This is a genomic window from Streptomyces sp. GbtcB7, assembly GCF_019091445.1.
Taxonomy (GTDB): domain Bacteria; phylum Actinomycetota; class Actinomycetes; order Streptomycetales; family Streptomycetaceae; genus Streptomyces; species Streptomyces mirabilis.
In genome coordinates this window covers 22,144-47,545 of record NZ_JAGXJM010000038.1, presented here as the reverse complement: position 1 = coordinate 47,545, position 25,402 = coordinate 22,144, and the positions used below count along the sequence as shown (strand labels likewise).

At 69.1% G+C, this 25,402-nt stretch carries 18 protein-coding genes and 2 pseudogenes; 12 read left to right on the top strand and 8 right to left on the bottom strand.

The window, feature by feature from the left end; translation table 11 throughout:
* The first annotated feature begins 60 nt into the window (after positions 1-60).
* The 5 genes from KVT44_RS43555 (at position 61) to KVT44_RS43535 (ending at position 5,544) form a co-directional block, all read left to right on the top strand.
* Entirely contained in the window at positions 61-2,709 is a 2,649-nt protein-coding gene (locus KVT44_RS43555) for an AAA family ATPase (RefSeq protein WP_217573517.1), read from the top strand.
* 94 nt (positions 2,710-2,803) lie between these two features.
* A complete protein-coding gene (locus tag KVT44_RS43550) occupies positions 2,804-3,799 on the top strand; it encodes a LysR family transcriptional regulator (protein WP_217573516.1) in 996 nt (331 codons plus the stop codon).
* Positions 3,800-3,945: 146 nt separating this feature from the next.
* Positions 3,946-4,599, top strand: coding sequence for a BON domain-containing protein (locus tag KVT44_RS43545; RefSeq protein WP_190173571.1), 654 nt, complete (start codon positions 3,946-3,948; stop codon positions 4,597-4,599).
* A gap of 114 nt (positions 4,600-4,713) precedes the next feature.
* Entirely contained in the window at positions 4,714-4,974 is a 261-nt protein-coding gene (locus KVT44_RS43540; protein ID WP_217573515.1) for a hypothetical protein, read from the top strand.
* Between the two features lie 189 nt (positions 4,975-5,163).
* Entirely contained in the window at positions 5,164-5,544 is a 381-nt protein-coding gene (locus KVT44_RS43535) for an SsgA family sporulation/cell division regulator (RefSeq protein WP_217573514.1), read from the top strand.
* A 4-nt stretch (positions 5,545-5,548) separates the two neighbouring features.
* On the opposite strand, the gene KVT44_RS43530 is transcribed toward KVT44_RS43535, so the two are convergent.
* Entirely contained in the window at positions 5,549-6,004 is a 456-nt protein-coding gene (locus tag KVT44_RS43530; protein ID WP_217573513.1) for a hypothetical protein, read from the bottom strand.
* Positions 6,005-6,200: 196 nt separating this feature from the next.
* Here KVT44_RS43530 and KVT44_RS43525 point away from each other — a divergent pair, with 196 nt between their 5' ends.
* A complete protein-coding gene (locus tag KVT44_RS43525; protein WP_217573511.1) occupies positions 6,201-7,601 on the top strand; it encodes an NAD(P)/FAD-dependent oxidoreductase in 1,401 nt (466 codons plus the stop codon).
* 55 nt (positions 7,602-7,656) lie between these two features.
* Here the strand turns inward: KVT44_RS43525 and KVT44_RS43520 are convergent, their stop codons facing one another.
* The 4 genes from KVT44_RS43520 to KVT44_RS43505 all read right to left on the bottom strand — a co-directional run bounded on the left by KVT44_RS43520 (position 7,657) and on the right by KVT44_RS43505 (position 12,790).
* Entirely contained in the window at positions 7,657-9,108 is a 1,452-nt protein-coding gene (locus KVT44_RS43520) for an alpha-amylase family glycosyl hydrolase (protein ID WP_217573509.1), read from the bottom strand.
* The gene (locus KVT44_RS43515) at positions 9,105-11,792 is read right to left on the bottom strand and encodes a glucosidase (protein ID WP_217573507.1); all 2,688 of its coding nucleotides are present in this window, start codon (positions 11,790-11,792) and stop codon (positions 9,105-9,107) included. The genes KVT44_RS43520 and KVT44_RS43515 overlap by 4 nt, the downstream gene beginning before the upstream one ends.
* Before the next feature lie 29 nt (positions 11,793-11,821).
* Positions 11,822-12,130, bottom strand: coding sequence for a WhiB family transcriptional regulator (locus KVT44_RS43510; protein WP_190173564.1), 309 nt, complete (start codon positions 12,128-12,130; stop codon positions 11,822-11,824).
* Between the two features lie 189 nt (positions 12,131-12,319).
* A complete protein-coding gene (locus KVT44_RS43505; protein WP_217573505.1) occupies positions 12,320-12,790 on the bottom strand; it encodes a DUF1003 domain-containing protein in 471 nt (156 codons plus the stop codon).
* A gap of 567 nt (positions 12,791-13,357) precedes the next feature.
* Here KVT44_RS43505 and KVT44_RS43500 point away from each other — a divergent pair.
* The 3 genes from KVT44_RS43500 to KVT44_RS60260 all read left to right on the top strand — a co-directional run bounded on the left by KVT44_RS43500 (position 13,358) and on the right by KVT44_RS60260 (position 19,737).
* Positions 13,358-13,834, top strand: a complete 477-nt coding sequence (locus tag KVT44_RS43500) for a hypothetical protein (protein ID WP_217573503.1) — start codon at positions 13,358-13,360, stop codon at positions 13,832-13,834.
* Positions 13,835-15,383: 1,549 nt separating this feature from the next.
* Entirely contained in the window at positions 15,384-18,209 is a 2,826-nt protein-coding gene (locus KVT44_RS43495) for an AAA family ATPase (protein WP_308314266.1), read from the top strand.
* 313 nt (positions 18,210-18,522) lie between these two features.
* Positions 18,523-19,737 carry a CdaR family transcriptional regulator gene (locus KVT44_RS60260; RefSeq protein ID WP_217573499.1) on the top strand — a complete coding sequence of 405 codons (1,215 nt, stop codon included), beginning with the start codon at positions 18,523-18,525 and terminating at the stop codon, positions 19,735-19,737.
* A gap of 445 nt (positions 19,738-20,182) precedes the next feature.
* On the opposite strand, the gene KVT44_RS43485 is transcribed toward KVT44_RS60260, so the two are convergent.
* A complete protein-coding gene (locus KVT44_RS43485; RefSeq protein ID WP_217573497.1) occupies positions 20,183-20,761 on the bottom strand; it encodes a TetR/AcrR family transcriptional regulator in 579 nt (192 codons plus the stop codon).
* 85 nt (positions 20,762-20,846) lie between these two features.
* On the opposite strand from KVT44_RS43485, the gene KVT44_RS43480 reads away from it, so the two are divergent.
* Together KVT44_RS43480 and KVT44_RS58895 are read left to right on the top strand one after the other, a co-directional pair.
* Complete coding sequence (locus tag KVT44_RS43480; RefSeq protein WP_217573495.1) at positions 20,847-21,728, top strand: SDR family oxidoreductase; 882 nt, start codon at positions 20,847-20,849, stop codon at positions 21,726-21,728.
* A 131-nt stretch (positions 21,729-21,859) separates the two neighbouring features.
* Positions 21,860-22,130: pseudogene (locus tag KVT44_RS58895) on the top strand (IS5/IS1182 family transposase); the annotation flags it as partial.
* 151 nt (positions 22,131-22,281) lie between these two features.
* Here the strand turns inward: KVT44_RS58895 and KVT44_RS43475 are convergent.
* Complete coding sequence (locus tag KVT44_RS43475; RefSeq protein WP_217573493.1) at positions 22,282-23,280, bottom strand: nitronate monooxygenase family protein; 999 nt, start codon at positions 23,278-23,280, stop codon at positions 22,282-22,284.
* A gap of 107 nt (positions 23,281-23,387) precedes the next feature.
* On the opposite strand from KVT44_RS43475, the pseudogene KVT44_RS58890 reads away from it, so the two are divergent.
* Positions 23,388-23,922 (top strand): annotated as a pseudogene (locus KVT44_RS58890) (transposase); the annotation flags it as partial.
* 153 nt (positions 23,923-24,075) lie between these two features.
* Here the strand turns inward: KVT44_RS58890 and KVT44_RS43470 are convergent.
* On the bottom strand, positions 24,076-25,242 hold the full coding sequence (locus KVT44_RS43470) for a hypothetical protein (RefSeq protein WP_217573491.1): 1,167 nt from the start codon (positions 25,240-25,242) through the stop codon (positions 24,076-24,078).
* Positions 25,243-25,402: the final 160 nt, after the last annotated feature.

The following is a 25,402-nucleotide window of genomic DNA, read 5'->3' as shown; positions in this document are numbered from 1 at the left end:
GCAAGCCGCCGATGGTGCGAAGTGATTAGCGTGGAGGCTCCGGGGAGTTGGGAGGGAGCCATGGGCGCGGCGGTGCTGGTGGGAAGGGAGCGGGAGATCGCTGTGCTGGCGAGGCTCCTCGAACGTACGCCGCCGAGCGGTGCGGTGCTGCTGATGCTCGGGGACCCGGGTATCGGCAAGTCGTCGCTGCTGCGTGAGGCGGAGTCCAGGGGGCGGGCCCGGGGCTTCCGGATACTGCGGCTGGCCGGTGTCGAGTGCGAGGCGACGCTTCCCTTCGCGGGACTGCACCAGATGGTCGGTCCGGTGCTCGATCATGCCTCGCTGCTTCCGCGGCACGAGAGAGAAGCGTTGTCGGCGGCGTTCGGCCTGGTCGAGGGTCCGCCGCCGGATCCGTTCCTGATCGCTCTGGCGGTTGTGGATCTGCTGGCGGCCGTGGTGGCCGACCGGCCGGTGCTGGTAGTGGCCGACGATGTGCAGTGGTTGGATCCGCAGTCGCACGAGGTGCTGACGTTCGTCGGGCGGCGTGTGGCGGGACCCGTGGTGATCATCGCCGCGATGCGCCGGGGCCATACAGGCTCGTTCCTCCACGCCGGCTTTCCTGAGCTGACCGTGGGCGGCGTGGACGACGATGCGGCGGCGCAGATCCTGTCCGCTCATGCTCCCGGTCTGTGTCCGGTCGAGCGCAGGCGGATCCAGCGAGTGGCGCTGGGCAATCCGCTGGCGCTGCGCGAGTTGCCGATCGCGATGGCGGCCGCGCCCTCCGGTGGACTGCGTCCGCTGACCTTGTCCGACCGGCTGGAGCACGCGTTCGCGGGGCGTGGGGCCGAACTGCCCTTTGGCGCCCGGGACGCCTTGCTCGTCGCGGCTGTCGACCCGGCAGGCGACCTCGCTGAAATCATCGCCGGGACCTCGGCCCTGTGCGGTGAACCGGTCACTCCCGACGTGTTCGACCCTGCGCAGGCGGTGGGACTGGTGAGCGTGGAAGAGGGCCGGGTCGCCTTCCTGCACCCTCTGATGCGTTCGGGAATCCTGCAGGCCGAGAGCCTGGCCCGGCAGCAGTCGGCTCACCGGGCGCTGGCGGACATACTGGACGATGTGTACCGGCGGACCTGGCACCGCGCGCAGTCCATCGTGGGCCCGGACGACCGGATTGCCGACGCTCTGGAGGCCAATGCCGCGCAGGCGCTGAGCCGGGGCGCGGTGTTCGCGGCGATCAATGATCTCGAGCGGTCGGCAGAGCTGACGAGTTGGTCGGCGCTGCGTGGGCACCGGCTGCTGATGGCGGCCGGGCACGCCTTCGGAATGGGCCGGGAGGACATCGTCCACGAGTTGCTGCAGTCGGCTGCCAGGACTGACCTGACCGACCTGGACCGGGCGCGGATGGAATGGCTCCGCGAGATGTTCGACCGCACTCCCGGGGGCGCCGCGCGGGTGAACGAGTTGTGCGACCTCGCCCTTCGGTCCGCGCCTGCCGATCCCGATCTGGCGCTCGACATTCTCCTGGCGGCTGCCTTGCGAAGTTGGTGGGGCGACACCGGGCCGGCCGCCCGGGCGCGTGTCGTTGCCTGCGTCGACCGGCTGCCCGAGATGGCGGGTGACCCGCGCTACGTCTTGGCCCTGGCGGCGGGGGAACCGGTGCTGCGTGCTCGGCAGGTCGTCGAGGCACTGGCCGGGATGCCTCCCGGCGGGGATGCGGACGCATTGCGGCTCTTGGGCATTGCCGCACACGGGGTGGGGCACATGGCCCTGGCGGCCGAGCTGCTGGCCCGCTCCGAGGGGACATTGCGTCGGCAGGGCCGACTGGGACTCCTCTCGCATGTGCTGACCACGCAGTCGTTTACGTACGTGCTGCTCGGGGACCTGGTGGGGGCGGCCGACACGGCCGAGGAGGGGAGGCGGCTGGCAGCGGAGACGGGGCAGCCGGCGTGGGGAGTCACACAGCTTGTGTGCGACGTCATGCTGAAAGCGTTCGTCGGTGATGCGCAGGAGGCACTGCGGGGGGCCACCGAGGCCGAACTGGGAGAGGCCCGCGGCCGGAACGTGATGCTGTCGGCGCTTCAACTCACCCGTGGACTGGTGTCATTGGCGGCCGGGCGGAACCGGGACGCCTACCGGACGTTGCAGGCGATATTCGATCCGGCCGAACCCAGCTTCCACCAGCGGAACGGTTTCCTGAGCCTGATGTTCCTTGCGGACGCGGCCGTACGCGCCGGACATCGAGAAGACGCCCGAGAGCTGGTGGCGGAGCTGGAGGTGATCGCACGGGAGACGCCGTCGCCGCTTCTGCATGTCCACCTCTTGTACGCCCGTGCGGTCCTGGCCGCCGACGAGGACGCCGAGGACCTCTACTTGGCGGCGCTGCGGCAGGATCTGTCCCACTGGCCCTATGCCCGCGCGAAAGTCGAGCTGGCGTACGGCTCATGGCTGCGGTGCCACAAACGGATCCATCAGGCGCAGTCGCTGCTGACCTCGGCGCAGTCCACCTTCGACCGGATCGGCGCCCTCCCGTGTGGTGACGAGGCACGACTCGAACTGCGGGCAACGGGCGCCCCGATCGACTGGCCCGAGTCGTCCGCCGAGCGGCTGAGGCAGATCACCGAGCTGTCCGCCCTGCGGCTTCCGGACGACGAGATCGCCGAGCGGCTCAGCCTGCGCAGGGCGGTTGTGGCGATGTACCGCGACCGGACACGGCCCGACACCCGCCGGTGAGGACATCGCGGCAGTCGGATGACGCAAGCCCGGCAGCGGGACCTCCGGCAGCATGACAAGAGTCCGCTTCTGTCGAGTGGCCGGATGGGACCGCATGGGAAAAGCCGAGAACGGATCGATTTCCTTGCTCGATTCTGAGAATTCGGCACCCCATGGTGTCGAACTGCGCCACCTACGCTATTTCGTGGCAGTGGCGGAAGCAGGCACCTTCACACATGCCGCGGAGCGCATGTATGTCGGGCAGCCGACACTGAGTCAGCAGATTCGGCGTCTGGAGGAATTCGTCGGCACGCCATTGTTGCAGCGTCGGCGTGAAGGAGTTCGGCTGACCGAAGCCGGCACCGTACTGCTCGAGGAGTCCCGGGCCGTTCTCTCTCTGGTCGATCATGGCGTCAGCCGAACCCGGCGGGCGGCGGGTCTTGGCCGGTCGCGCCTGCGTTTCGTCGTTCAGCCGTATCTGCCGCCCACGCTCGCCGCGGAGACCGTCTCGCGGCTGCGATCCGCGGCTCCCGAGGTCGACGTGACCTGGTTGGAGACGGCGCTGGACGCTGATTTCTCCTCGATCCTTCAGCGGCGGGCCGACGCCGCTCTGGGCTGGATGAGCCCGGTGAACCGTGCGCTGTCGGACCCCCTCGACGTGATGGAGATCGGGTCCTTCGAACCCGATGTCTGGATTCCGGCACGGCACCGGGGGGCGGTGAACGGGGCCATCGGCCTCGACGAACTCGCCCGCATGCCCATCATCCATGGTCCTCGTCACGCCGATCCCGGAACGTACGACGCATGGCGCTCGGTGTTGCGGACCAGGAACCCGTCCTTCGACTTCACCGACCCGCCCTTTTGGCAGTCGCTGCCCATGACGCTGGCCTTCGCCGCGACCGGGAGCCGGCCGAGCGCCGTCCTGACGGGGCCGTGCCGCCCCGTGGGGATCGCTCCGCAGTCGACGGCGGACGCAGGCCGGCGCGAGATGGTGCCCGTGTGTGTCGAGGGGTCCCCGCTGACCGCCACCGCTGGTCTGGTGTGGAGCACGGACCTCCCTCGTGAATTGCAGCAGGTACTTTTCGACACCGCCGAAAAGATTGCCGCCTGAACAGCTACCCGGTCCATGTCATGGAATCCATAGCGAAGACCAATACCAGAATCATCCACATCGCTTTTACCGACACCGAGGTTTCGCGGTGAACTGATGACGAAGCGGAAATTCGCCGCTCTCACCGGAACGGAAGGCTCCCTCTGATGAGCAAGACAAAGGATATTCGCCAGTCGGTCGACGCGGAACTCGTCTTCGACCCGCTGGTGGACGCGACGGACATCACCGTTCACAACCTGGCGGGTGAAGTAAGGCTCACCGGCACCGTCCCGAGCTACCTCCAGTACCTGGAAGCCGCCGCCGCCGCGCAGCGTGTGTCCGGCGTCACCAAGGTCCACAACAACCTGGAGGTGGTGCTGCCGCCCGCGCACGAGCGCGACGACGCGACGCTGGCCGAGACGGCGAACAGCGTGCTGCTGATGAACATCGCCGTGCCGGTCGGTGTCGAGGCGACCGCAAGCAACGGCAACCTGAAGCTGACCGGCGTTGTCCGGTACGGCTCGGAGCGGCGGGCCGCGGAGGACGCGGTCGCCGGACTCACGGGAGTCCGCGGTATCAAGAACAAGATCGAGATCTCCGACGACGCCGACCCGGTCGACGTCACCCTGCTGGTGTCGGACGCGCTGGACCGCAACGCGCTGATCCTCGACGACAGCGAAGTCGCCATCACCACCGATGGGAACACGGTGGTCCTCACCGGCCATGTCCGCACGTGGGCGGAGCACGACGCCGTGATCGCGGCCGCCTGGATGGCGCCGGGCGTCTACGACGTACGCGACGACCTGTACATCACCGGCTGACAGCAAGCCGCATCAGGAGCTGCACAAAAGGGCCGGTCCTTCGGGAAATCCCGCGGGACCGGCCTGCTCCTCTTCTCAGGACCACCCGAACCCGACCGAGAGGCACAGCACGCCATGCACGACGCAGCTCGATCCACCAAGAAGGGCACCGGCCGGTTCCGTGAGCCGGGCACCGAGCTCGAAAACCTGCTGCGGGACGCACTCGCAGTGGTCGCCGGTACGAAGGCGGTCTCCCGCACACCTTCCCACCACCACTGGTTCCGTGACGCTCCGCGCCACCGGCTCACCCGTTCCGCGGGCCACCTGTTCGGCTACGCACTGCTCGGCTACGTCGTCGTCCACCAGCGGCGGAGCCTGAAGAACCTGGCCGTCTGACGAGGGGGCCGGCTGCCCGGCGCGGCACGAGGGGCACACCCAAAGGCCGTGCCGGGCGCTGCTCACGCGCCCCGGCACAGATCAGCACAGAAAGGGAAGCACATGGCCCGCTCACACAACGAACCAGCCAGGGACGTACGTTCCTCAGAACAGGACCGCGCGGAACTCTCCCTGAGGATGTGGCGGCACGTGTCCCTGTACGAGACAATGCCGATCCAGGCCCGCTTCAGCTACGACCACACCCAGCCCCTCGAGGTGCGCGTCGAATTCTTCAACGACGTCGGCGGCGCCGTCACCTGGGTGCTCTCGCGGGACCTGCTCGTGACCGGCCTGCACCGACCGAGCGGTGACGGCGATGTACGGATCTGGCCTCCGTGCCAGCACCATGGCGGGGACAGCTTCTGGATGTTTCTCCAGGGACGGACCGACGTGGCACTCCTCGAAGGCCGCATCGCCCCCCTGCGCGCCTGGATCGATGAGACGCTCAGATCCGTTCCCTTCGGCACGGAAGGCCTCTCGACGGACTGGGACGAGGCCTTCGCGCACGTTCTGGCGCAGGGGGACCGCTAACGGCCTACGGTGCCCAGTAGGGTGCCACGCCGTCGATGGCCTGGGCTCGGTGACGCAGGTCCAGGCCATCGACAAGGGCGGAGTCGGACCGGCGCATCCGCCCCTCGCGGGTACGCAACAGGGCGAGGACGATCTGATCGAGCCCGGTGCGCCGGGGCAGCACGTCGACCAGTCCATGACGCACTGCCCGCGCAAGCTGGGCGCGCCCCACATACCGGGCGACCAGCACGATGCGCGGCCGTCCATGTTCCCTGCACGCACCGCGCATGAGCGCGAGCGCCTCTTCGTCGAGCGACGTGGCCAGCACGAGCAGCGCCTCCGCGCGTGCTTCCTGCTCCGGTCGCAGCAGGCACACACGGGGCCGGGCACGCAGGGCGGTGGAGATGTCACAAGCAAGCCGGAGGTCCCCGGACTTGACGGTCACGGTCACTGGAGAGGTCACTCGTTCCGTTCTTCTCATGACTCCGAAGCTAGGCGGCCAGCGGCCTGTCGGGCTTCCGTCGGACGACTGCCCGACAGGACGTACGACGGTCGTCCGGGCCGTTCCCGTCGCACGGTAGGCGGTTGCGTCATCCGACGGAAGCCGCTATTTCCCCACCCGGACCACGATGGCGGCCCGCGGCCCCTCGGCCCGCTCAGCCGCTCGGAGGAAGTTCATGACCAGTTCGACCAACCCGACCCGTCCCCGTGTCCTGATCGTCGGCGGCGGCTTCGCGGGCGTCGCCTGCGCCCGTCGGCTGGAACGGGTACTGAAGGCCGACGAGGCGGACATCGTCCTGGTGACGCCGCTCGATTACGGGTTGTACCTACCGCTGCTGCCGCAGGTGGCGGCCGGGGTGCTGACACCGCAGTCGGTCGCCGTCTCGCTACGCAGGGTGCTGCGCCGCACCCGGATCGTCCCCGGCACCGCCCTGGGTGTCGACCTCGACTCCCGGGAGTGCGTGGTGCGGTTGATTACCGATCAGGAGGTCCGCGAGGGATACGACATCGTGGTACTGGCCAGCGGGAGCGTGACGCGCTCGTTCGACATCCCCGGTGTGCCGGAAACCGCCCACGGCATGAAGAACCTGGCGGAGGCCGTGGCCATGCGCGACCACGTCATCGCCCAACTCGACCTGGCCGACGCTGCCGTGTGCCCGGCGGAGCGGGACGCGCGGCTGCGGTTCGTCGTCGTGGGCGGCGGATACGCGGGCACCGAGACCGCCGCCCACCTCCAGCGACTCACCGTCGCTGCGACATACCACTACCCGGGGCTGATCCGGCAGTCGATCGAGTGGCACTTGGTCGACGTCTCGCCCCGGCTGATGCCGGAACTGGGCCCGCGACTCGGTGACAAGGCGTTGGCCCGGCTGCGGCGGCGCGGCATCGAGGTCTCCCTCGGCGTGAGCGTGGCATCGGCCGGGCCCGGCTGGGTCGAACTCACCGATGGGCGCCGGCTTCCCACCCACACCCTGGTGTGGACCGCGGGGGTCGCGGCAAGCCCGCTGGTCGCGTCGACGGGCGCGAAGACCGTACGGGGGCGGCTCGCGGTCACCGCGGAGCTGACCCTGCCGGGCCACGACGAGGTGTTCGCCGTCGGTGACGCCGCCGCGGTACCAGACCTTGCCGCCGGCGGGGACGCGATCTGCCCACCCACCGCGCAGCACGCCCTGCGGCAGGGCAGGACGGCGGGGAACAACGTCGTCGCGCGGTTGCGCGGACGGAGCCTGAGCCAGTACCGGCACCGCGATCTCGGTCTGGTCGTCGACCTGGGCGGCCTGGGTTCCGTCGCCCGGCCGCTGGGCATCCCGCTCAGCGGCCTTCCGGCACAGCTGGTGACGCGCGGCTATCACCTGCTGGCGCTGCCCACGCTCGTGGCCAGGATCCGCGTCGCCACGAACTGGATGCTGCACGCGGTGGCGGGAGACGATTTCGTCCGCACCGGATTCCTGGCCGGACAGCCGAGCACGATCCGGGCGATGGAGCACACCGACGCCTATCTGACCGCTGATGACATCCACGCCGCCGCCGACTCCGAGAAGTCCGCGAGGACGCGACAGGCGCCACGAGCGTCATGAGCGCCATGAGGAAGGGGGTGGCCCCGGCGGCCGGGCCGCAAGGGCCACCCGTCGCCTACCGGCTCAGCGAGAGCAGGTGCCAGTGCCAGGCGTCGAGTGCGACGAACAGGCCCGGGTCGACCAGTTCCTCGCCCTCCCGTTCGTAGACGTTCCCGGCGAGTAGTTCGGTCAGTTTGCATGACTGCCCGTGAAGGTCGGTCCAGGGCAGTGGAACCCGCCCCTCGGCGGGCCGGTCGGAGTAGTTGATCACGACGAGGTACCGGTCCTGGCCGCCGGTCCAGGACCAGGCGAGCAGGTTGTGGTGGGTGTCGTTGTCCGGCCAGCCCGTGCAGGTCAGCAGCTCCCAGTCGCCCTCGCGGACGAGGGCCGCGGCGGTCACCAGGCGGTCGTAGAAGTCGTGCAGGGACGTGTCGGCCGGTTCCTGGGGCCGGCGAGAGAGGAACACGGGCGGGCGTACGCGGCGTCCTTCGAACTGGCCCTCGTGCCAGAGGGTCGCGCCGGGCAGGGTGGCGACGGCCACGGCCGCGGCGCGTTCCCGTCCGTCGGGCAGGGTGGCGGCGGCCCGGGGTTCGTCGTGGTTCTCCAGGAAGCGGACGAGCCGGCGCTGGTAGGCGAGGCCGGCGCCGAGGTGGGCGCGGACGGATCCGGCGCCCTCGTGGACCAGGCGATCGTAGAGCCGTTTGTCGTAGCAGTGGTCGAAACCCTGCTGCTGGAGGTCCCATTCGAGGTCCCAGTACGCCTCCGCGACGAAGAGGAGATCGGGGTGGCGCTCGCGGACCCTGCGAATGACGTACGGCCAGAAGTCCTCCGTGGGGGCCGCTCCCGCGAGGTCGCCCCATGTCTTCACGAACACGTCGTTCATGAGGAGCATCGCCATGTCGCAGCGCACTCCGTCCGCCTGATCGCCGATCGCCGCCAGCGTGTCCACCGCCGCCGCCCGCAGGTCGTCGCTGAAGGCGTTCAGCTGCACGACGTCCGGCCACGGCGGGAAGTACGGGTCACGGCCGCGCGCGTACACCTGCCCACCCGCCTCCAGGAAGGCCTCGGGTGCGCGGGCCAGATCGTCCGGCGTGCCCCGGACCAGGCAGTCCGGGCGCTCGGTGAGCCAAAGATGGTCGGGGGCCACGTGATTGGGGACGTAGTCCAGGATCAGGCGTACGCCTCGCGCGGCGAGTTCGGCCCGTGCCGCGGCCAGTCCCTCGCGGCCGCCGAGGCTCTCGTCGACGACGTAGTCGCGTACGCAGTACGGCGACCCGGCGATGTCCGCCGGGGTGAGGTCGGGCAGTGCGTCGCGGAAGGATGCGAGCAGACGGTCGTCCCGCAGCGCGATGCCAAGTCCCGCCGGGCTGCGCTCCCACACACCCATCAGCCATACGGTGTCCACACCCGGACGTGCGACCTCGTCCCAGACCTCGCCGGGCACGTTGTCCAAAGCGACGGGGCGTCCGTACCGATGGCCCAACTCGCGAAGCCAGACCAGGGTGTTGATCTCGTATATCACCGTCATGACAGGGGTTCCTCCCTCAGGGCGCCCCAGTCACCGTCGCCGACGAGATGGAACAGGGTGGCGGTGACCGCGGCCAGACCGGTCCAGCCGGTCTGGTGGGAGGCGCCGAGGCCGGCGCCGGTGTCTCCGTGGAAGTACTCGTGGAACAGGATCAGATCGCGCCAGTGCGGGTCCTTGGCGAACTTCGGCTGGGCACCGTGCACCGGGCGGCTGCCCTGGGCATCGCGCAGGAAGGTGGCGGTGAGCCGGTCCGCGATCTCGCGCGCGACCTCGTAGAGGTTCATCCGCCGGCCGGAGCCGGTCGGGCACTCCACGGTGAAGTCGTCGCCGTGGTAGGCGTGCAGGTTCAGCAGGGCGCGGACGAGGAGGAGGTTGACCGGGAACCACACCGGGCCACGCCAGTTGGAATTGCCCCCGAACATGCCGGAGTCCGACTCGGCGGGCAGATAGCCGACCCCGTACGGCTCGCCGTGCACCTCGAAGGTGTACGGGTGCGCGGCGTGATACCGCGACAGTGAGCGGATGCCGTGCGGGCCGAGGAACTCGTCCTCGTCGAGCATGCGGGACAGGATGCGCCGCAGCCGGTCCTCGTCGAACAGGGCGAACAGGTGATGCCCCGCCGCGCCCGGCCCGAGGACGTGGTGGGAGGAGACAAGGGCTTCGACGGCCGGGTGCCCGCGCACGAACTCCCGTGCGCCCTGGACCAGTTCCGGGAAGCGCCGGTCCGTCCAGCCGCCGATCACGCTGGTCGCGGCGAGCGGGATCAGCCCGACCAGGGAGCGGACCTTCAGCCGGGTCGCGCCGCCGTCGGGCAGGCGCAGGACGTCGTAGAAGAAGCCGTCCTCCTCGTCCCACAGGCTCTGGTTGTCGTCGCCGATGTGGTTCATCGCGACCGTGATCCAGGCGAAGTGCTCGAACAGGGTCTGTGCGTGCTCGACGTAGACCTGGTTGTCGTCAGCCAGTTCGATGGCGATCTCCAGGAGGTTCTGGCAGTACAGGGCCATCCATGCGGTGCCGTCGGCCTGGTCGAGGTGGCCGCCGGTGGGCAGCGGGGCGCTGCGGTCGAAGACGCCGATGTTGTCGAGACCGAGGAAGCCGCCTTGGAAGACGTTGTTGCCGTCGACGTCCTTGCGGTTGAGCCACCAGGTGAAGTTCTTCATCAGCTTCTGGAAGGCGTTCTCCAGGAAGGCGCGGTCGCCGCGGCCCGTGCGGTGTTTCTCCAGCTCGTAGACGAAGAGGACGGCCCAGGCGTGCACCGGCGGGTTGACGTCACCGAAGTTCCATTCGTACGCCGGGATCTGGCCGTTGGGATGCAGATACAGGCGCCGCAGCAGCAACTCCAGCTGCGACTTGGCGAAACCGACGTCGACCATGGACAGGGAGATGGCATGGAAGGCGAGGTCCCAGGCCGCGAACCAGGGATACTCCCAGGTGTCGGGCATCGAGATGACCTCGTCGTTGACCATGTGGTACCAGGAGCTGTTGCGGACACGGGGGTCGGCGGCCAGCGGGTCGACGCCGTGCTCGGCGAGCCAGCGTTCGACGTCGAGGTAGTAGTACTGCTTGCTCCACAGCATTCCGGCGAGCGCCTGCCGCACCATGCGCCGTTCGTCCTCGGCCAGACTGTCGGGGACGACGCCCTCGAAGAACACGTCGGCCTCGGTCCGCCGCGTGTCGAGCACCTGGTGGAACTCGGCCCAGGGGTCCGCGAGTTCGGTGTCGGTCAGGCGCAGCCGCACGGTGACGCTGTCGCCGGCGGGCACGGTGAGGACGTGGTGGACGGCGGCCTTCGTGCCGGTCTTCCGCGGGTTGACGGCGCCGGTCTCTCCGTGGACGACGTACCGGTCGATGCCGTCCTTGACGTACGGGGTGGTGTTCGGACTGCCGAAGACGCGCTCGTTGTCGGTGTCGTTCTCGGTGAACAGGGTCTCCGTCTCGCCGGTGAAGTACAGCCACCGCGTGCCGAGTTCGTCGTGAACGGCGCGGATGGCGCCCGGGGTGCGCCGAAGGTCGGGCACGGCAGTGCCGCCCGCCCACGACCACGTGTGCCGGAACCACAGCGTCGGCAGCAGATGGAGGGTGGCCGCGTCGGGTCCGCGGTTGTGCGCGGTGATCTCGATCAGCAGGTCCTCGGGGCCTGCCTTGGCGTACTCGACGAACACGTCGAAGTAGCGGTCCTCGTCGAAGACGCCGGTGTCGAGGAGTTCGTACTCGGGATCGTGCCGCCCGCGGGACCGGTTGACGGTCACGAGATCGTCGTACGGGAAGGCACCCTGCGGGTACTTGTAGAGGTACTTCATGTACGAGTGGGTGGGCGTCGAGTCGAGGTGGAAGTAGTACTCCTTGACGTCCTCCCCGTGATTGCCCTCGGTGTTGGTCAGGCCGAACATCCGCTCCTTGAGGATCGGATCCCGGCCGTTCCACAGGGCGAGCGCGAAGCACAGCCGCTGCTTGTCGTCGCTGACGCCCGCGATGCCGTCCTCGCCCCATCGGTAGGCTCGTGAGCGGGCCTGGTCGTGGGTGAAGTACGACCAGGCATCACCGCCGGGGCTGTAGTCCTCACGGACCGTGCCCCACTGCCGCTCGCTCAGATACGGCCCCCAGCGCCGCCACGCCGCCCGCCCCGCGTCGGCCTCCGCCAGCCGCAGTCGCTCGGGGTCCGCCGCACCGCTTTTCGCTGCCATCAAATGCCCTCCCCACACAGCACCTTCACTCAAGAATCGGACTTTCCGGACTCGGTCGCAATGATTCTGCGGGGGCGGACCTGCCGAAGCCGTCTGCGTTCCCCCTCGGACATGCCTCCCCAGACGCCGTACGGTTCAGGACCGCTCATCGCGGTCCAGGCACAGGCCTCGATCACAGGACAACGCCCGCAGACGGCCCGGGCCTTCTTCTCCCGCGCCTGCTTCTCGGCACCCTGCTCGCCGGACGGAGAGAAGAAGACGGAGCTGTCCATGCCCCGGCAGCGTGCGTGCTGTTGCCAGTCCCAGTAGGAGAGAAAAGGGCGATGTCGCTGGATCATGACGCTACTCCCGGTGACAGGTCGATCCGGTGCAGGTCATCGTCACCGCTGGGTGGGCGTCGCGGCTTCAGTCGATTGGCTCATTGGCGGACGGTACGGGGGATGCGGGCGGGGGGAGGGAGGGCGCCGGCCCACGCTGCGGCTCCGCGCTTCTGTCTCACCGCGTCTATGGAGATGACTGCTCAGTATCTATGGAGATGACTGCTCAGCGCCGCTCATCTTCGCCTGGTTCTGCGCGAGGAGGGTCTGCACCTCCTGTTCGACCTGCTGGGGGTCGACTCCGAGGGCATGTCCGATGTGAGCCGACCACACCTCGGAGCGGATATTGGTCTCGAAGTCCAGGTCGGCGCGGACCTTCTCGCGCATCGCCTGGCGGTTCTGGCTCACCATGACGAAGGTGGACAGAAAGATCGCCTCAAGGCTGACGATCATGGTGAGCAGTCCGAAAGGGTATGGGTCCCAGACCGCGGAGTGGCCGAACAGCCCCTCGTTGAAGGCAATCCAGACCGTGAACCACGCCGCGTGGATATACACGAATTGCATCGTTCCGGCGAAGGTGGTGATCGCGTCCGCGATCCGGTCCTGGGTCCCGCGCATCCGTGCGAGAACGGCCTGTTCGTTCGGAAGGTGTACGTCGAACCCATTATTGCCAGGGGCCATGGCCACTCCTTGATCGGCTGCTCACGAGAGACGGCCGCCAGCGTACGCGCGGGGCAGGTGCCTCCCTTGGGTCAATCGACTGCGTGCAAGGCCGAATGCCCGTCCGTACGTCGTTCATTGAGTCGATTGACCCAAGCGAGCCGAGACAGCCCTGCGGCAGAGTCACGGCAGCGCCGCTTCCGCGCCACTCCGCGGGAGCGGACACGCTCCGAAGGGAGAAGGGTATGAGCAGGGCCAAGTCGACTGCGACCCCTCTGATCCCGCGAGGGCGGCCGGCCGGCCGTCGTCGTCGGAGTCGTCGTGTCGGCGTGGCCTGGCGTCACCGTGGCGACGTTCGCCGTCTGTGCCCTTATCGCTGGCGGTATCAAAATCATGCGTGCCTTCAACAGTGACCGCATCGGCCCGGTAGCCGGGTATCTGCTCCCCGCCGCTCTGTCCTTGGCCGCGGCGTTCGGCTCGCTGACATGGCCGGGGAAGCGACCCGCCCGGTCTCACTGATTCCCCCGGTATGCACCTCAGCACGTCCTGTCATCGCACAGCACACATCCGTCAAGGAAGGGATGCACCATGTCAGACCCGACGCCGCAGAAGAACCAGGCGCCTGGCACCACCTCGGACGGCCAGGTCGGCCGCCTCGACGAGCTCTCGCAGAAGGCCCAGGAAGCGCAGCGGACCGTGGCGGCAAGTGTCGCGGATGACCGGCAGAAGCTGTCCGCCGCGGTGGCCGACGCAAAGGACAAGGCCGAGCAGGGCGCGCAAAGGCTGCAGGCGAATGGGCAACGGGCGAAGGCGAACGTCGCCGGAACCTGGAACCAGGTGCAGACTTCCTGGCAGGAGCATGTGGACTCGGTCCGCGAGAAGCTGGAGGAGCGTAAGGCGGAGCGAGATGTGAAGCGTCTGCAGAGCGCCGCCGACGACGCCGAGGAGTACGCCGCCGCCACCATAGACTTCGCGATCGCGGCCATCGAGGAGGCCGAGTACGCCACGCTGGACGCGGTTCTGGCACGGGCGGAGGCGGACGAAGCGGCCGACGCCGCGAAGTAGTCGGTTTCTGACGTGCCTGCGGGTGCGAGCGGCTGAACGGCCGGGCAGCGGGTCGTGGGGCAGTGCCCACGACCCGCTGCCTGTTGGCCGGTTGATGCGGCGAGGTGTCGCCCCCGGCCCGAACGCCCCGCGACAGTCCTGACGGCGACTCGGTGGTGGCGCGCCAGGATGCGGATGGCATTGAGCACTCGCAGCCGGTGAGCCGGGAGTCTGGCCCCGGACCGGTCCGCCATCACCATGAAGCCGAGTTCTGTCGGTCAGAGCAACGGGATCGCCGTCAGTCACCTGCCGACGAAGCGGGCGCGACATCTGTGGTGGCGACAACGACGGTCACCCGCGCCCTCGCCGGCCCCGGGCCGACGGCCTACGGGCAGCTGAACAAAAGCGCACGGTGGGGGAGAAGCGGCGTCTCGGCGGGACGCTGACGCGACCTTACGGACCGTTCAAGAGCATGCCCAGCCCGCCGCGCCGAACCTTGGCGGTGTCTGCGAGCGCGTCGTCGCAACGCGCATGGGGCCGTGACCCAGGAGCTGACCCGATACGCGCGCAGGACCGGCCAGGCACAGGGGAACACCATCGCCGCGTCAACCGTCAGTTGCCTGGCGAGATCCGGATCGGCCATGCCCAGCGCACCTGACGCCCCGCGGCCGGTTCGGGGCCGCAGCGCCGACCGGTGGGTTGATGTGCGCGACGCGAGGCGGCAGGACGAACGGGTATCCGCGCGCCGGGCCTCTGCGCGGGTCGGCTGCGTCGCCGCACCCGGCGCTACGGCCGTCGAGTGGCCCGATCCCCGTATGAGGGAAAGCGGATCCCCTCCCCGCTCAGCACCCTGCCGGTCGGGATGTCCCAGATCACGGTGGCCTTGTCCGTGGCCGTGATGCGGCCGAGTTCTGTCGGCCTGCGGGGCGTGTGCGCGCAATCGGAACGCTTGGCGCCGCTCGGCGAGCGCTCGTGATCAGCTCATGTGGGGCGAGGCACGCTCCGCGTGGCGCCGCAGGGCCAGGAGGTCCCTGAAGCCGCTGCCGACGCTGAGCGTCAGGGGAGCTGATTCGGCCTCCGCTGACGCATTTCATCGGCGTCTGCCGGAGATATCCACGATCCCCGGTCGGATGCCTCGTGGCGACCATGTGGCCAGTCACTGCCGTCGGAGCCGATTGCTGTGGCCGCGAACATCGACCACCGCTTCTCGATTCGAGATGATCTTGTTGTCGATGTGCAGCGGACGTGCGCCCACGTGGGGGCGGTTCTACCTGCTGCGGGGTGCGCGTGTTGCAGGGCTACGCCCATCCGTGGTCGCTGCGAGAGGAAGTGAACGTGAACCTTGCTCCGCTATGGCTTTACGCCGGAGACATCGTTGTCAGCGCAAGAGGTCGGTGTCAGCGATGGCCGGCGTCGCTGAGCCTGGTGGCCGGGCCGAGGACCGACTACGAGCCGGGCCTTGATCGTCACAGATGGAATAAATCATAAAGGATGCTCTTTCTTGTCAATCCATCATAATTTTTCCGGCAACCAATTTGAAGGCGGGAAGTCTGCGAGCTCACGACCTGGAGTGGACCTGGCTGGGCGCACGGCCGAGCTGGAACTGATGAACTCGCTGTTTGCCAGACACGATCGGGGCGGCACCAGCCTGCTGCTGCGTGGCGCCCCGGGGGTGGGAAAGACGGCGCTGCTGGATGCCGCCGCGGTACGGGCCGCAGACGTCGGAATGCGGGTACTGCGCGCCTCCGGCGTGGAGTTCGAGGCCGAGATGAACTTCTCGGCGCTGCACCAGATGCTCTGGCCGTTGCGCCGGCGTGCCGACCGGCTCGCCGGCCACCATCGAGACGTCCTCGACCGGGTCTTCGGTCTCGCCCCGGGACTGTCGCCGGACCCGCTGGCCGCCTCGACGGCGGTACTCGCGCTGCTCGGCGAGGTGACCGTAGAGCGTCCGCTGCTGATGATCGCCGACGACATGCCGTGGATCGACCGCGCCAGCGCGACCGCGCTGGGGTTCGTGGTCCGCAGGATCAGCGACGATCCGGTCGTCTTCCTTGCCGCCGCCCGAACGGGAACCGAGGGCCTCTGGCGCCAACTCCAGCTGCCCGTACGCGAGATCGGGCCGTTGGCTGCGCAGTCGGCGGCCGAGCTGCTGGACGCCCGCTGGCCCGGACTGACGCCAACGGTACGGCGGCGGTTGCTGGCCGAGGCTGCGGGCAACCCGCTCGCGCTGCGGGAGCTGCCGGCGGCGTTGAGCAGCCGACAGCGGTCGGGCCGGGACCCGCTGCCCGCGCTCCTGCCTCTCTCCGGGCGACTGGAAGCGGCCTTCGCCTCTGCCATCGAAAGGCTGCCTGCGCCAACCCGAACGGTGCTGCTCGTGGCTGCGCTGTACGCCGCCGCCGACCTGGCCACGATTCGGAAGGCCACGCAGGATTCCACGGGCGTCGACGACCTCGCCCTGGCGCAGCAGGCGAACCTGGTAGATGTCGATGCGGCCGTCGGCCACATGTCGTTTCGCCATCCGTTGATCCGCGCCGCGATCGTGCACCGGGCATCCCCCAGTGAACGCCGGAGCGCGCACCACTCCCTGGCCGTGGCCCTGGCCGACTTCCCTGACCGCCGGGCGTGGCATCTGGCCGAGGCCGCGACCGAACCGGACGAGGCGGTGGCCCGGGCGCTGGACGAAGCGGCCCTGTCCGCCTGGCGCCGCGGCGCGGTGTCCGGCGACGCGGCCCGGGCGTCGGACGAGGCGGCCGTCTCCGACCGGCGGCGCGGCGCCGCGTCCGCCGCGGTGGCCGCGCTCATGCGGGCCGGTGAACTCAGCCCGCATCCGGGCGACCGGTCCCGCCGACTGGTCGAGGCCGCCTACCTCGCGACCTTCACCGGCCAACTCGAAGACGTCCCACGGCTGTTGGCCGATGCCGGTCAGGCACTCGACACGCCGACCGGGCTGGTCTTCGCCGCCACCGCCCACCTCCTCACGAACGATGAGGGCGATGTCGATGCCGCCTACCGGCTCCTGACCCGGGCGCTCGACGCCAACACCGACACCGCCAAGAACGACAACTGGGACCACTACGGCATCCTGTACGCGCTGCTCCTCGTCAGCCTCTATGCCCTCCGCCCCGAGCCGTGGCAGCTCCTCAAGACCGCAATGGCCCGGTTCGAATCGGCCGCGGTATCACCGTTCAGGCTGTGCCACGACGCGTACGTCGACCCCACTCGCGCCCCCGATGCGTTGCGGAAGGGCCTCGCCGACGCCTTCGCGGCACTGCCTGCCGACGCGGCACCCTGGCAGCTGATCCCGCTGGCCTTCGCGGCGGTCGCGATGGACACCCTGTCCGACTACAGGTACCTGGTCTCTCGCATGATCGAACGGGAACGCGACGGCGGCGCGGTCGCCATGGTCATTCCCGCTTTGATGCTGCTCTGCCACGACTCCTACGTCCACGGAGAGTGGGACGAGGCCGAGAGTCTGGCACAGGAGGGGCTGGTCCTGGCAGCTGTCTACGGCTACCGCTTCTGGGAGCGACAGCTGCGGGCGCTACTGGCAGCCGGTGCGGCTCTCCGCGGCGATGTGGACCTCGCCCGCACCCGCAGCGAGGAGACCACGACCTGGGCGGCGCCCCGCGGCATCGAGGTGACGGAGGCCTACGCCCGAGCCGCTCGCCGCCTCGCGGCCATGGGCCAAGGCGACTACGAGGAGGCCTACGTCCAGGTGGCCAGGATCGACCCGCCCGGCGCACCGAGCCTCGGCATTCCCGGCCGGTGGGTGGTCCTGGACCTGGTCGAGACGGCGGTTCGCACCGGCCGCGTCGACGAGGCCCGCGCCCACCTCGCCGCCGCGCAACGGGCAGGCATCCACCGCATCTCCCCCCGCATCGCGATAATCACCGCCGGGGCCGCGGCTGTGGCTGCCGACGAGAACGAAGCCGGACCCCTGTTCGAGGCGGCCCTGTCCCTGCCCCGAGCGGCCCGGTGGCCGTGGGAACACGCGCGCATCCAGCTCGCCTACGGGCAGTGGCTGCGCCGCACCCGCGACCCCCGCGCCCGCCTGTACCTGAGCGCCGCCCTCGAAACCTTCGACCGGATCGGCGCGAAAGCCATGGCCCAGCGGGCCCGCAACGAGCTACGCGCCACTGGCGTCGCCACCACCACCGGGTCGGACGCACCGACCGTCGCGTTGACCGTGCAGGAACGCCAGATCGCCGAGCTGGCGGCCATCGGCCTGACCAACAAGCAGATCGGCGAGCGGCTGTTCCTGTCCCACCGCACGGTCGGCTCCCATCTGCACCGGCTGTATCCCAAGCTCGGTATCACCTCACGCGCCGCGCTTCGCGCCGCCCTGGAGGCGATGGCACCCGGCGAGGACCAACCCCGTTCGGCCATGCATGACTGAACAGTGCCGAACCGCATGACTAGTTGGTCCGTGTACTCATCGTTACAGCATGACGAGTCGGTCCATGTACTCGCCGTTCTGACGTGCTGTCATTCCACCGCCGGCCATCACCGTGTGTGACTTGGGGCCCTGCTGGTTCTGGCGTCCGGCCTTCGACCTGGCCTGGGCCATGCGTCGAAGCCCCGCCGACTGGTCCAACGGCTTCCGGTCGTCGCCGGCCCGCGGCGGTGTCAGGTGACTCGGACACGGAGCGAACCGACGCTCCGGCGGTACTGTAGAGGAAAGACTCCTGATCGGTGAGCCGGAGAAGACATTGGTCGAGAAGGAGATCAACGCCCTGGCGACCGTGTTGCTCGAACGCGTCGGGCAGCTGGCGAAGGAGATGGCGGCGCGAATCCGCGCCGGCTCGCGCGACTACAACTACGACGTGGTGCCCGCGGAAGAGCTGGAGGAGGCTTGCCGGACCCACCTCGGCAACGCACTCCGGGCGCTGACCGGACAGGTACCTGTGGACACCGAGGCCGCGGCCCGCATCGGCCGCCGCCGCGCTCTGCAGAATGTGCCGCTTCCCGCCGTGATGACGGCCTACCGCATCGGCGTGAAGTACTTCTGGGAGGCAGTACTCGCCGAAGCCACCACAAACCCCGAGGTGGGGAGCGACATGCTGGTCGCGGCGGCCTCGGCGATGTGGGTGCTCCAGGACGGCATCACCGAGGCCATGGTCTCGGGGTACCACGACGCGGTGGCCGAGCGGCTCGTCGCCCATGAGCATGAGCGTTCGGCGCTGGTGGAGGCGCTACTGGAAGGCAGGAGCATGGACCCCGACGCCGCGTGGTCCGCGGCGGAGGTCCTGGGCGTGCCGCGCAAAGGCCCGTTCACCGTGGTCGCCGCAGAGGTACCGCACATCGGTCGGCAGGCCCTGCCGGAGGCCGCGGCCCTCCTGAGTCGGCGCGGAATTCGGTCCGCCTGGCGGCTGCGCCCCGATATGCAGGTGGGCATCGTGTACCTGCGTACCCCCCGGGACCTGAACGACCTCGCCGAGGTGTTGCGGCAGCAGGCGAAGCAGCGGGTTGGGGTGAGTCCCTCCTACGACGACCTGTGCCGCACGGGGGAAGCCCTGCGCTTCGCCAAGGTCGCCATGCGCGGCGGCGACGCGGAGAGCGGCGCCGTGACCGTCTTCGACGACTCCCCGGTTGCGGTCGCGTCAGCCGGCGCACCCGACGTCATGGCCCGCGTCGCCGCCACCGTCCTCGGTCCGATCGAGGCCCTGCCGGCCGGCGATTGTGAGTTGCTGTTGGACACGCTGGACGCCTGGTTCGACTGCGGTGGATCGGCCGAGGAGGCCGCCAAGCGTCTGTACGTTCATCCCAACACGGTGCGCATGCGCCTGCGCCGCATCGCCGAGCGTACAGGCCGCTCCCTCACCGATCCCCGCGGCATCACCGAACTCTCCCTCGCGCTGTGCGCCGTGCGGCAGACGCCGAAGCCCCCGTTCTCGACCGGCACCGCGGATACGGCGGACAACTGAGCCGAACGGTGCCACGGGGCGAGTTGCCCCTGCCCCCTTGCCGCGTTCGTGAACCGCTCGTTCGTCGATGCCGTCAAGGGCCGCTGACGGGCTGTCTCCTCATAGCCCTGCTCGGCTTGTTCGTGTACTTCATGGGGTTCCTCGACGAGACGCAAGGGAGCCGGTGCGCCCGCTGAGTCCCTCAGGGGGCACAGCCACCGCGCCGGGCCGCGGTAGAGCCTGCCTGAAAGCGCGGCGACGCCCCGAAGCGTGCCATTGATGAGCTTGCCGCCGTCGAAGCCGCGGCTGTCGGATCCAACGGTCCAGCCGCGAGGCGGCCCCGGCCGATCATGCTGACCCGGCTCGGCGACGTACGACTGGCGTATACCCAGCTCCGGAAACTGATGAGGACTCTGGAAAGCGGCTGTGACCGCAGTTCTGTGAATGACGGGTGAGGTTTGTCCGGTCAGCCCAGCGTTGCGCTCGCCGCACGCAGGTCGTCCAGGGCCGCCAGGGTGTACTCCGCGAGCCCGTCCTTGGCGTCGCGGTCGCCCTCGGACCATTCGGCGTACCCCCGCTTGAACGCGAGGACGCCCAGCTCGCCCGCGAGAGCCGCGGTCGGATCGGGTACGCCGCGGGCGACCAGAGCGGTTGTCATCGCGGCCGCGAGGCTGACGCTCTTGAGGGCGTCACGTTCTTGAAGTTCGGCGCTGGCGGCGACGGCCGCCTTCAGGCGGGGGGCGAGCTCGCGATTCATGGGGCCCATCACGCTCGAGGCGCGCTCAAGACCGGCAGCGACCGCCTCGAGCGGGCTGGCATCGCCGGGCGCCTCGGCGATCCCCTCGGCCAGCAGCCGGCTCAGCGTCTCCTGTCCGGCCACCAGCAGCTCGCGCTTGTCGGGGAAGTGCCGGAAGAAGGTGCTCTTGGTGACTCCTGCGCGCTCGGCGATCTGCGCGACCGTCGTGGCGTCGTACCCCTGCTCGGTGAACAGGTCGACGGCGGCCATGACGAGGCGTTCGCGTGCGCCTGGTTCCCATCGACCCATGGGGCCATCGTACGTGATGGGACTCTTGTCCCATCACCCTGCTATGGTGATGGGACAAGAGTCCCATCACTTGGGGGAGAGTTTCATGCGCGTCTTTGTCACCGGTGGCACCGGTCTGATCGGTTCCGCCGTCGTCGCCGAACTGCTCGGCAACGGCCACACCGTCCTCGCGCTCGCCCGCTCCGACGCGTCCGCGCTGGTCGCCGAGGCGGCCGGCGCCGAACCGCTCCGGGGAGGTCTCGCCGATCTGGACATCCTTCGCGCCGGCGTCGCTCAGGCCGACGGGGTGATCCACCTGGCATTCGCCAACGACTTCAGCAGCCCCGACGCCCTCGCGAAGGCGGTCGCCGAGGAAAGTGCCGCCCTCGCTGCCCTCGGCGAGGAACTCGTCGGCAGCGACCGCCCCTTCGTCACCGTCTCGGGTACGCCCTATGCGCCGGACCGTGCCTCCACCGAGGCCGACCCGCTGCCGACCGACGGGCCGGTCGGTGGTCGCGGTCGCGCGGTCACGGCGGTCCTGGGCTTGGCCGCACGCGGAGTCCGGAGCACGGCCGTACGCATGCCGCGCACGGTTCACAACCAGGGCACGGGCGGGTTCGCCGGTCTGCTGACCGGCATCGCACGCCAGACAGGAGTGTCCGGCTACCCGGGCGACGGCGCACAGCGTTGGCCGGCCGTGCACGCGCTCGACGCGGCAGTCCTCTTCCGGCTTGCCCTGGAGCAGGCCCCGGCCGGTACCTCCTGGCACGCCGTGGCCGACGAGGGAGACAAGGTGCGGGACATCGCCGCGGTCATCGGCCGACGGCTGGGCCTGCCGGTCGAGTCGGTCCCATCGGAGACCTACGGCCCTCTCGGCCCGATCTTCGCGACCGACCAGCCCTCGTCCAGCACCCACACCCGGCAGGCATCCGGCTGGGAGCCGAAGCACCCGTGCCTTCTGGAGGACCTGGAGAACATCCAGCCCTGACCGGCGACCGGGAAGATCGGGCAGACCCGCTGCCGACGCTCACACCGGCAGCGGAACACCCTCACCTACGTCGGCTCTGTCCGCAGTTCCGTGAATCCCCGGGTCATCGGCGGGAACGGGGGATCGTTTCGCAGACGATCGCGGTCCCGGAACGCATTTGCGTGTATCGTCCGGCGGGCGGCCATCCCCGCACCGGGCCGGACCATCTGAGCGGTGACAATCCGTACTCACCATGCCTCGAATGCCGTTACCTGCGGCGTCGGCAGATCAAGCGCATCATTCCGGAACGCGGTGACCAGCGGGTCCACCGCCCACGCGGTGGCCGCGCGCTCTGACGAGTGGGCCTATGTGTTCCACGGCACCGTGACCCTTGCTGCCGAACGTCTTTGGCTCCGCTCCTGACGCCCCGAACACCCAGTTGTGCTGCCATGCGCGACGACACGTCTGACGAGACGTGTCGTGTTGATGGGGGCGGCGCTCTGGATTCTGAGTGTCAGGGCCACAGAGGATGGGCGTGTGCGGCCGTTTCCGTCGGGGCCGGCCGCCACGCCGATCAGGTTGTCGAGCGGCCGAGCAGCGAGCGAGGCCGCGAATCCAGGATTGCTTCGGCCTCGTCGCTGATGGCGCGGACCACGTCAGCGGCCGGGCGCACGCCATCGACGAAGGACGCCGACTGGCCGTAGATGATCTCACCCGTGTCGGGGTCGGGCGGGGCCCCGAAGGGGTTGGCACCTTCCTCAGGCCTGAATTCCTCCGCGCGGTCCCGCAGGGTTGATGCGCTCTCCGCCCACTCGTCGGTGAACCGGTTGCGTCGGACGCGTTCACCGATACCGGTCGGCCACGGCAGTCCTGACACGATGTCGTAGGCCTGTGTCCACACGGTGTCGCCGCCGTCGCTCTCGACGATCAGGCGCTTGTGGACGTCGTGTACCTCGACCGCCTCGGGTGTGGCAAGGAATGCCGTGCCCAGCCAGGCACCGTCCGCACCGGCGGTGAGGACGGCCGCGAGAGTTCGTCCGTCGCCAATGCCGCCTGCGGCCAGCACCGGGACATCCGGGTACCTGCGCACGATCCCGGTCAGGAACGGCAACAGACCCATCGTCCCGGTGTGACCGCCGGCCTCGTTGCCCTGCGCCACGAGGACATCGGCCCCCGCGGCAACCGCCGCCTCGGCGTCCTCGTAGTTCTGGACCTGGCACATCACCCGGGCTCCCGCGTCCTTGGCTCGGGCAAGCCACGGTTGGGGATCGGCGAACGACAACGCGACGACCTCTGGCCGCTTCTCCAGCGTGGCGTCGAACAGCGGCTCGGTGAAGGGGAGGAACGGCGTGATGAACCCGACTGCGAACGGCCGGTCCGTCGTGGCACGGATGGTCGCGATCTCCGCACGGATCCAGTCGGGTCCCTTCCAGGGATGCGTACCCCCGAAACAGCCGAGGCCGCCGGCGGCGGAGACCGCGGCGGCGAGTGTCCCGCCACTGTGCAGGGCCATGGGGGCCGACATCACCGGATGAGTAAGCCCGAACATATCGGTGAATCTCGTCTGCAACATGGCCGCACATTAGCGGACTGACGAAACGCCAACGGGCGGCATGCCAAGACGGCCGTGGGATGTCTGAATCGAATGCGGCCCATCGGACACGCCCTGGCACCGCCTGGGACACCCAGGTCGCCGTCTACCTGATTAACGCAGGTCGGCGCGGGCACGCGTCGGTGGACCGGGAACTGTGTGTCCCGCGCTCCTGGACCTTCGCGCCAGGCGGCCGCCGGGACGCCGGACTTGGCGAGGAGATCGCCTTCACGAACGAACCGGAATTGGCCACCCGCATGATCGGCCGGTTTCTGACGCCGGCCACCACGCGTCGTGGATCACCGCGACGAACTCTACGGCGGCAACCCGAAACTGCGAGCCGCACTGGAGGAACGAGGCACCGGCTACGGCCTCGCCTACTACCGCTGCTGCGCAACCCGACCCGTACCTCTGACGACCCTGGTGCGAGTCGCTGGATCAAGATGGCGAGTGGAAGAGACGTTGCAGTCCGGCAAGGGGCGAGGGGCAAGGGGCGAGGGGCGAGGGCAAGGGCCTGACCGGACTGGAAGAGCGCCAGGTCTGCCGCTACACGTCCTGGAAGCGCTGCGTCAGTCCTCCATGTTCGCCCATGCCTTCCTCGCCGTCGTCCGCGCCGACGAACACGCCCGCCAAGTCCCTGCCCGGGCCTGCCACTACCACCGGCTGGCCGCGCAACAGCCGTGAAGCCGCGGTCTACAGCTGGAGTGGTGGGCAGCCCGTCGGCAGCTGCTGCGAATCCCCGACCTAGCGCAGCATTCCCGTGTCAGTGAGGTCTTCTCACTGACCGGCGGTGAGGAACAGAGTTCCGACTAGAACTGACACGAGGATCTCGTAGCCGAGGACGATGCAGGCCAGGGCCAACACTCCCTTCTGCCACAGACGCGGTCCGCGGTAGGGAAGGAGCGGTGGCTGGTCCGAGGGTTGGAGCGCCGCTTCGGTCGGGGTCGTGTCAATCTCCGCGTGGGTGCGCCACCAGTGACGTAGCGTTTGGCTCTTGGCTTCGAACTCCGAGTCCCAGAGCACGCGTCCGACACGTGGTACTGGCAATGGCGTTCGGCGACTGCTTGCTTCAAGGATGACTAGCCTGCGCCCGCCGCGGTGGCGCTCGACGGCGATCCCTTGAATCTCGTCCCAGGGAACGGTACGGGGCCGCAGCCCTCGTATGACCAGGTGGTCGGCAGTGAGGATGACGCCTCTGCCGAAGCTCAGGAAGCCCGCGCCCAGCAGCAGCGAGATCGCGACGAGTGCGCCGAGCGTGCGGCCAAGGAGCGTCGGGTGATCAGCGCCGGGCCCCTCGGCGAACCCCGCCATCACCGCATCAGCCGCAAGCCAGCCGAGCAGCAGGACCGTGGGCACACACCGGCTTGGCGCAGGTCGCATGCCCAGTCGCTCGGGCAGCCGGCCGTAGGTATGCCCCCAGGCGCCGAGTTCACCAGCTGTGTCTTCGACTTGGGCCGCGCCGCCGTTGGCAAGCCACCAGCTGCGGATGGTCGCGACCTTGTCGTCAAACTGGCGGTCGCGGGACAGGAAACCGGAGCTGGGCATTCGTAGCGGGGTGCGGTGTCCATCCGTCTCGTAGAGGACCACCCGCCGTCCGCCGGTGAACGGCTCGACTGCGACCTCGGCCACGTTGGTCCACGAGATGGTCCGGCGGCGCAGGTTGTGGACGACGACCGCCTCAGGGGTCAGGGTTACCCCGACGTAGCGGCTCAGCACCCACAGTTCGAGCGTGACGAAGAACGGCAGCACCATGGCCAGGACCCGCGACTCGAACGGCAGGCCGGGCCGCTGGTGCGCCCACAGCAAGGGGTTCGACAACTGCATCAGCACGGCGGCGCCGAGGATCAGGCCCAGTGGCAGGGACTGCTGCCACGAAGCCCGATAGCGGACTCGGCCGACCATTCCCGACGATTCCGCTCCGCCATTGCGGGCTTCCTGGTTCACAGCTGTTCCACCCCTGCCTCACGAACAACGCGGGGCATCATGCCTGGCCAGGGACTGTTCGCGCAATGGCTGCCGGCGGCCCCAGCCCGACAGAGCAATCGGCAGCCAGGGCGAGAACGTGCCTTCTGCTCGTAGCGCCCACGGCGCTACTCCCGCTCCG

Bases quoted from the DNA above. Each gene is read 5' to 3' on its own strand.
- KVT44_RS43555 (WP_217573517.1), top strand. From the start codon at position 61: ATGGGCGCGGCGGTGCTGGTGGGAAGGGAGCGGGAGATCGCTGTGCTG.
- KVT44_RS43550 (WP_217573516.1), top strand. From the start codon at position 2,804: ATGGGAAAAGCCGAGAACGGATCGATTTCCTTGCTCGATTCTGAGAAT.
- KVT44_RS43545 (WP_190173571.1), top strand. From the start codon at position 3,946: ATGAGCAAGACAAAGGATATTCGCCAGTCGGTCGACGCGGAACTCGTC.
- KVT44_RS43540 (WP_217573515.1), top strand. From the start codon at position 4,714: ATGCACGACGCAGCTCGATCCACCAAGAAGGGCACCGGCCGGTTCCGT.
- KVT44_RS43530 (WP_217573513.1), bottom strand. From the start codon at position 6,004: ATGAGAAGAACGGAACGAGTGACCTCTCCAGTGACCGTGACCGTCAAG.
- KVT44_RS43525 (WP_217573511.1), top strand. From the start codon at position 6,201: ATGACCAGTTCGACCAACCCGACCCGTCCCCGTGTCCTGATCGTCGGC.
- KVT44_RS43520 (WP_217573509.1), bottom strand. From the start codon at position 9,108: ATGACGGTGATATACGAGATCAACACCCTGGTCTGGCTTCGCGAGTTG.
- KVT44_RS43515 (WP_217573507.1), bottom strand. From the start codon at position 11,792: ATGGCAGCGAAAAGCGGTGCGGCGGACCCCGAGCGACTGCGGCTGGCG.
- KVT44_RS43510 (WP_190173564.1), bottom strand. From the start codon at position 12,130: ATGATCCAGCGACATCGCCCTTTTCTCTCCTACTGGGACTGGCAACAG.
- KVT44_RS43505 (WP_217573505.1), bottom strand. From the start codon at position 12,790: ATGGCCCCTGGCAATAATGGGTTCGACGTACACCTTCCGAACGAACAG.
- KVT44_RS43500 (WP_217573503.1), top strand. From the start codon at position 13,358: ATGTCAGACCCGACGCCGCAGAAGAACCAGGCGCCTGGCACCACCTCG.
- KVT44_RS43485 (WP_217573497.1), bottom strand. From the start codon at position 20,761: ATGGGTCGATGGGAACCAGGCGCACGCGAACGCCTCGTCATGGCCGCC.
- KVT44_RS43480 (WP_217573495.1), top strand. From the start codon at position 20,847: ATGCGCGTCTTTGTCACCGGTGGCACCGGTCTGATCGGTTCCGCCGTC.
- KVT44_RS43475 (WP_217573493.1), bottom strand. From the start codon at position 23,280: ATGTTGCAGACGAGATTCACCGATATGTTCGGGCTTACTCATCCGGTG.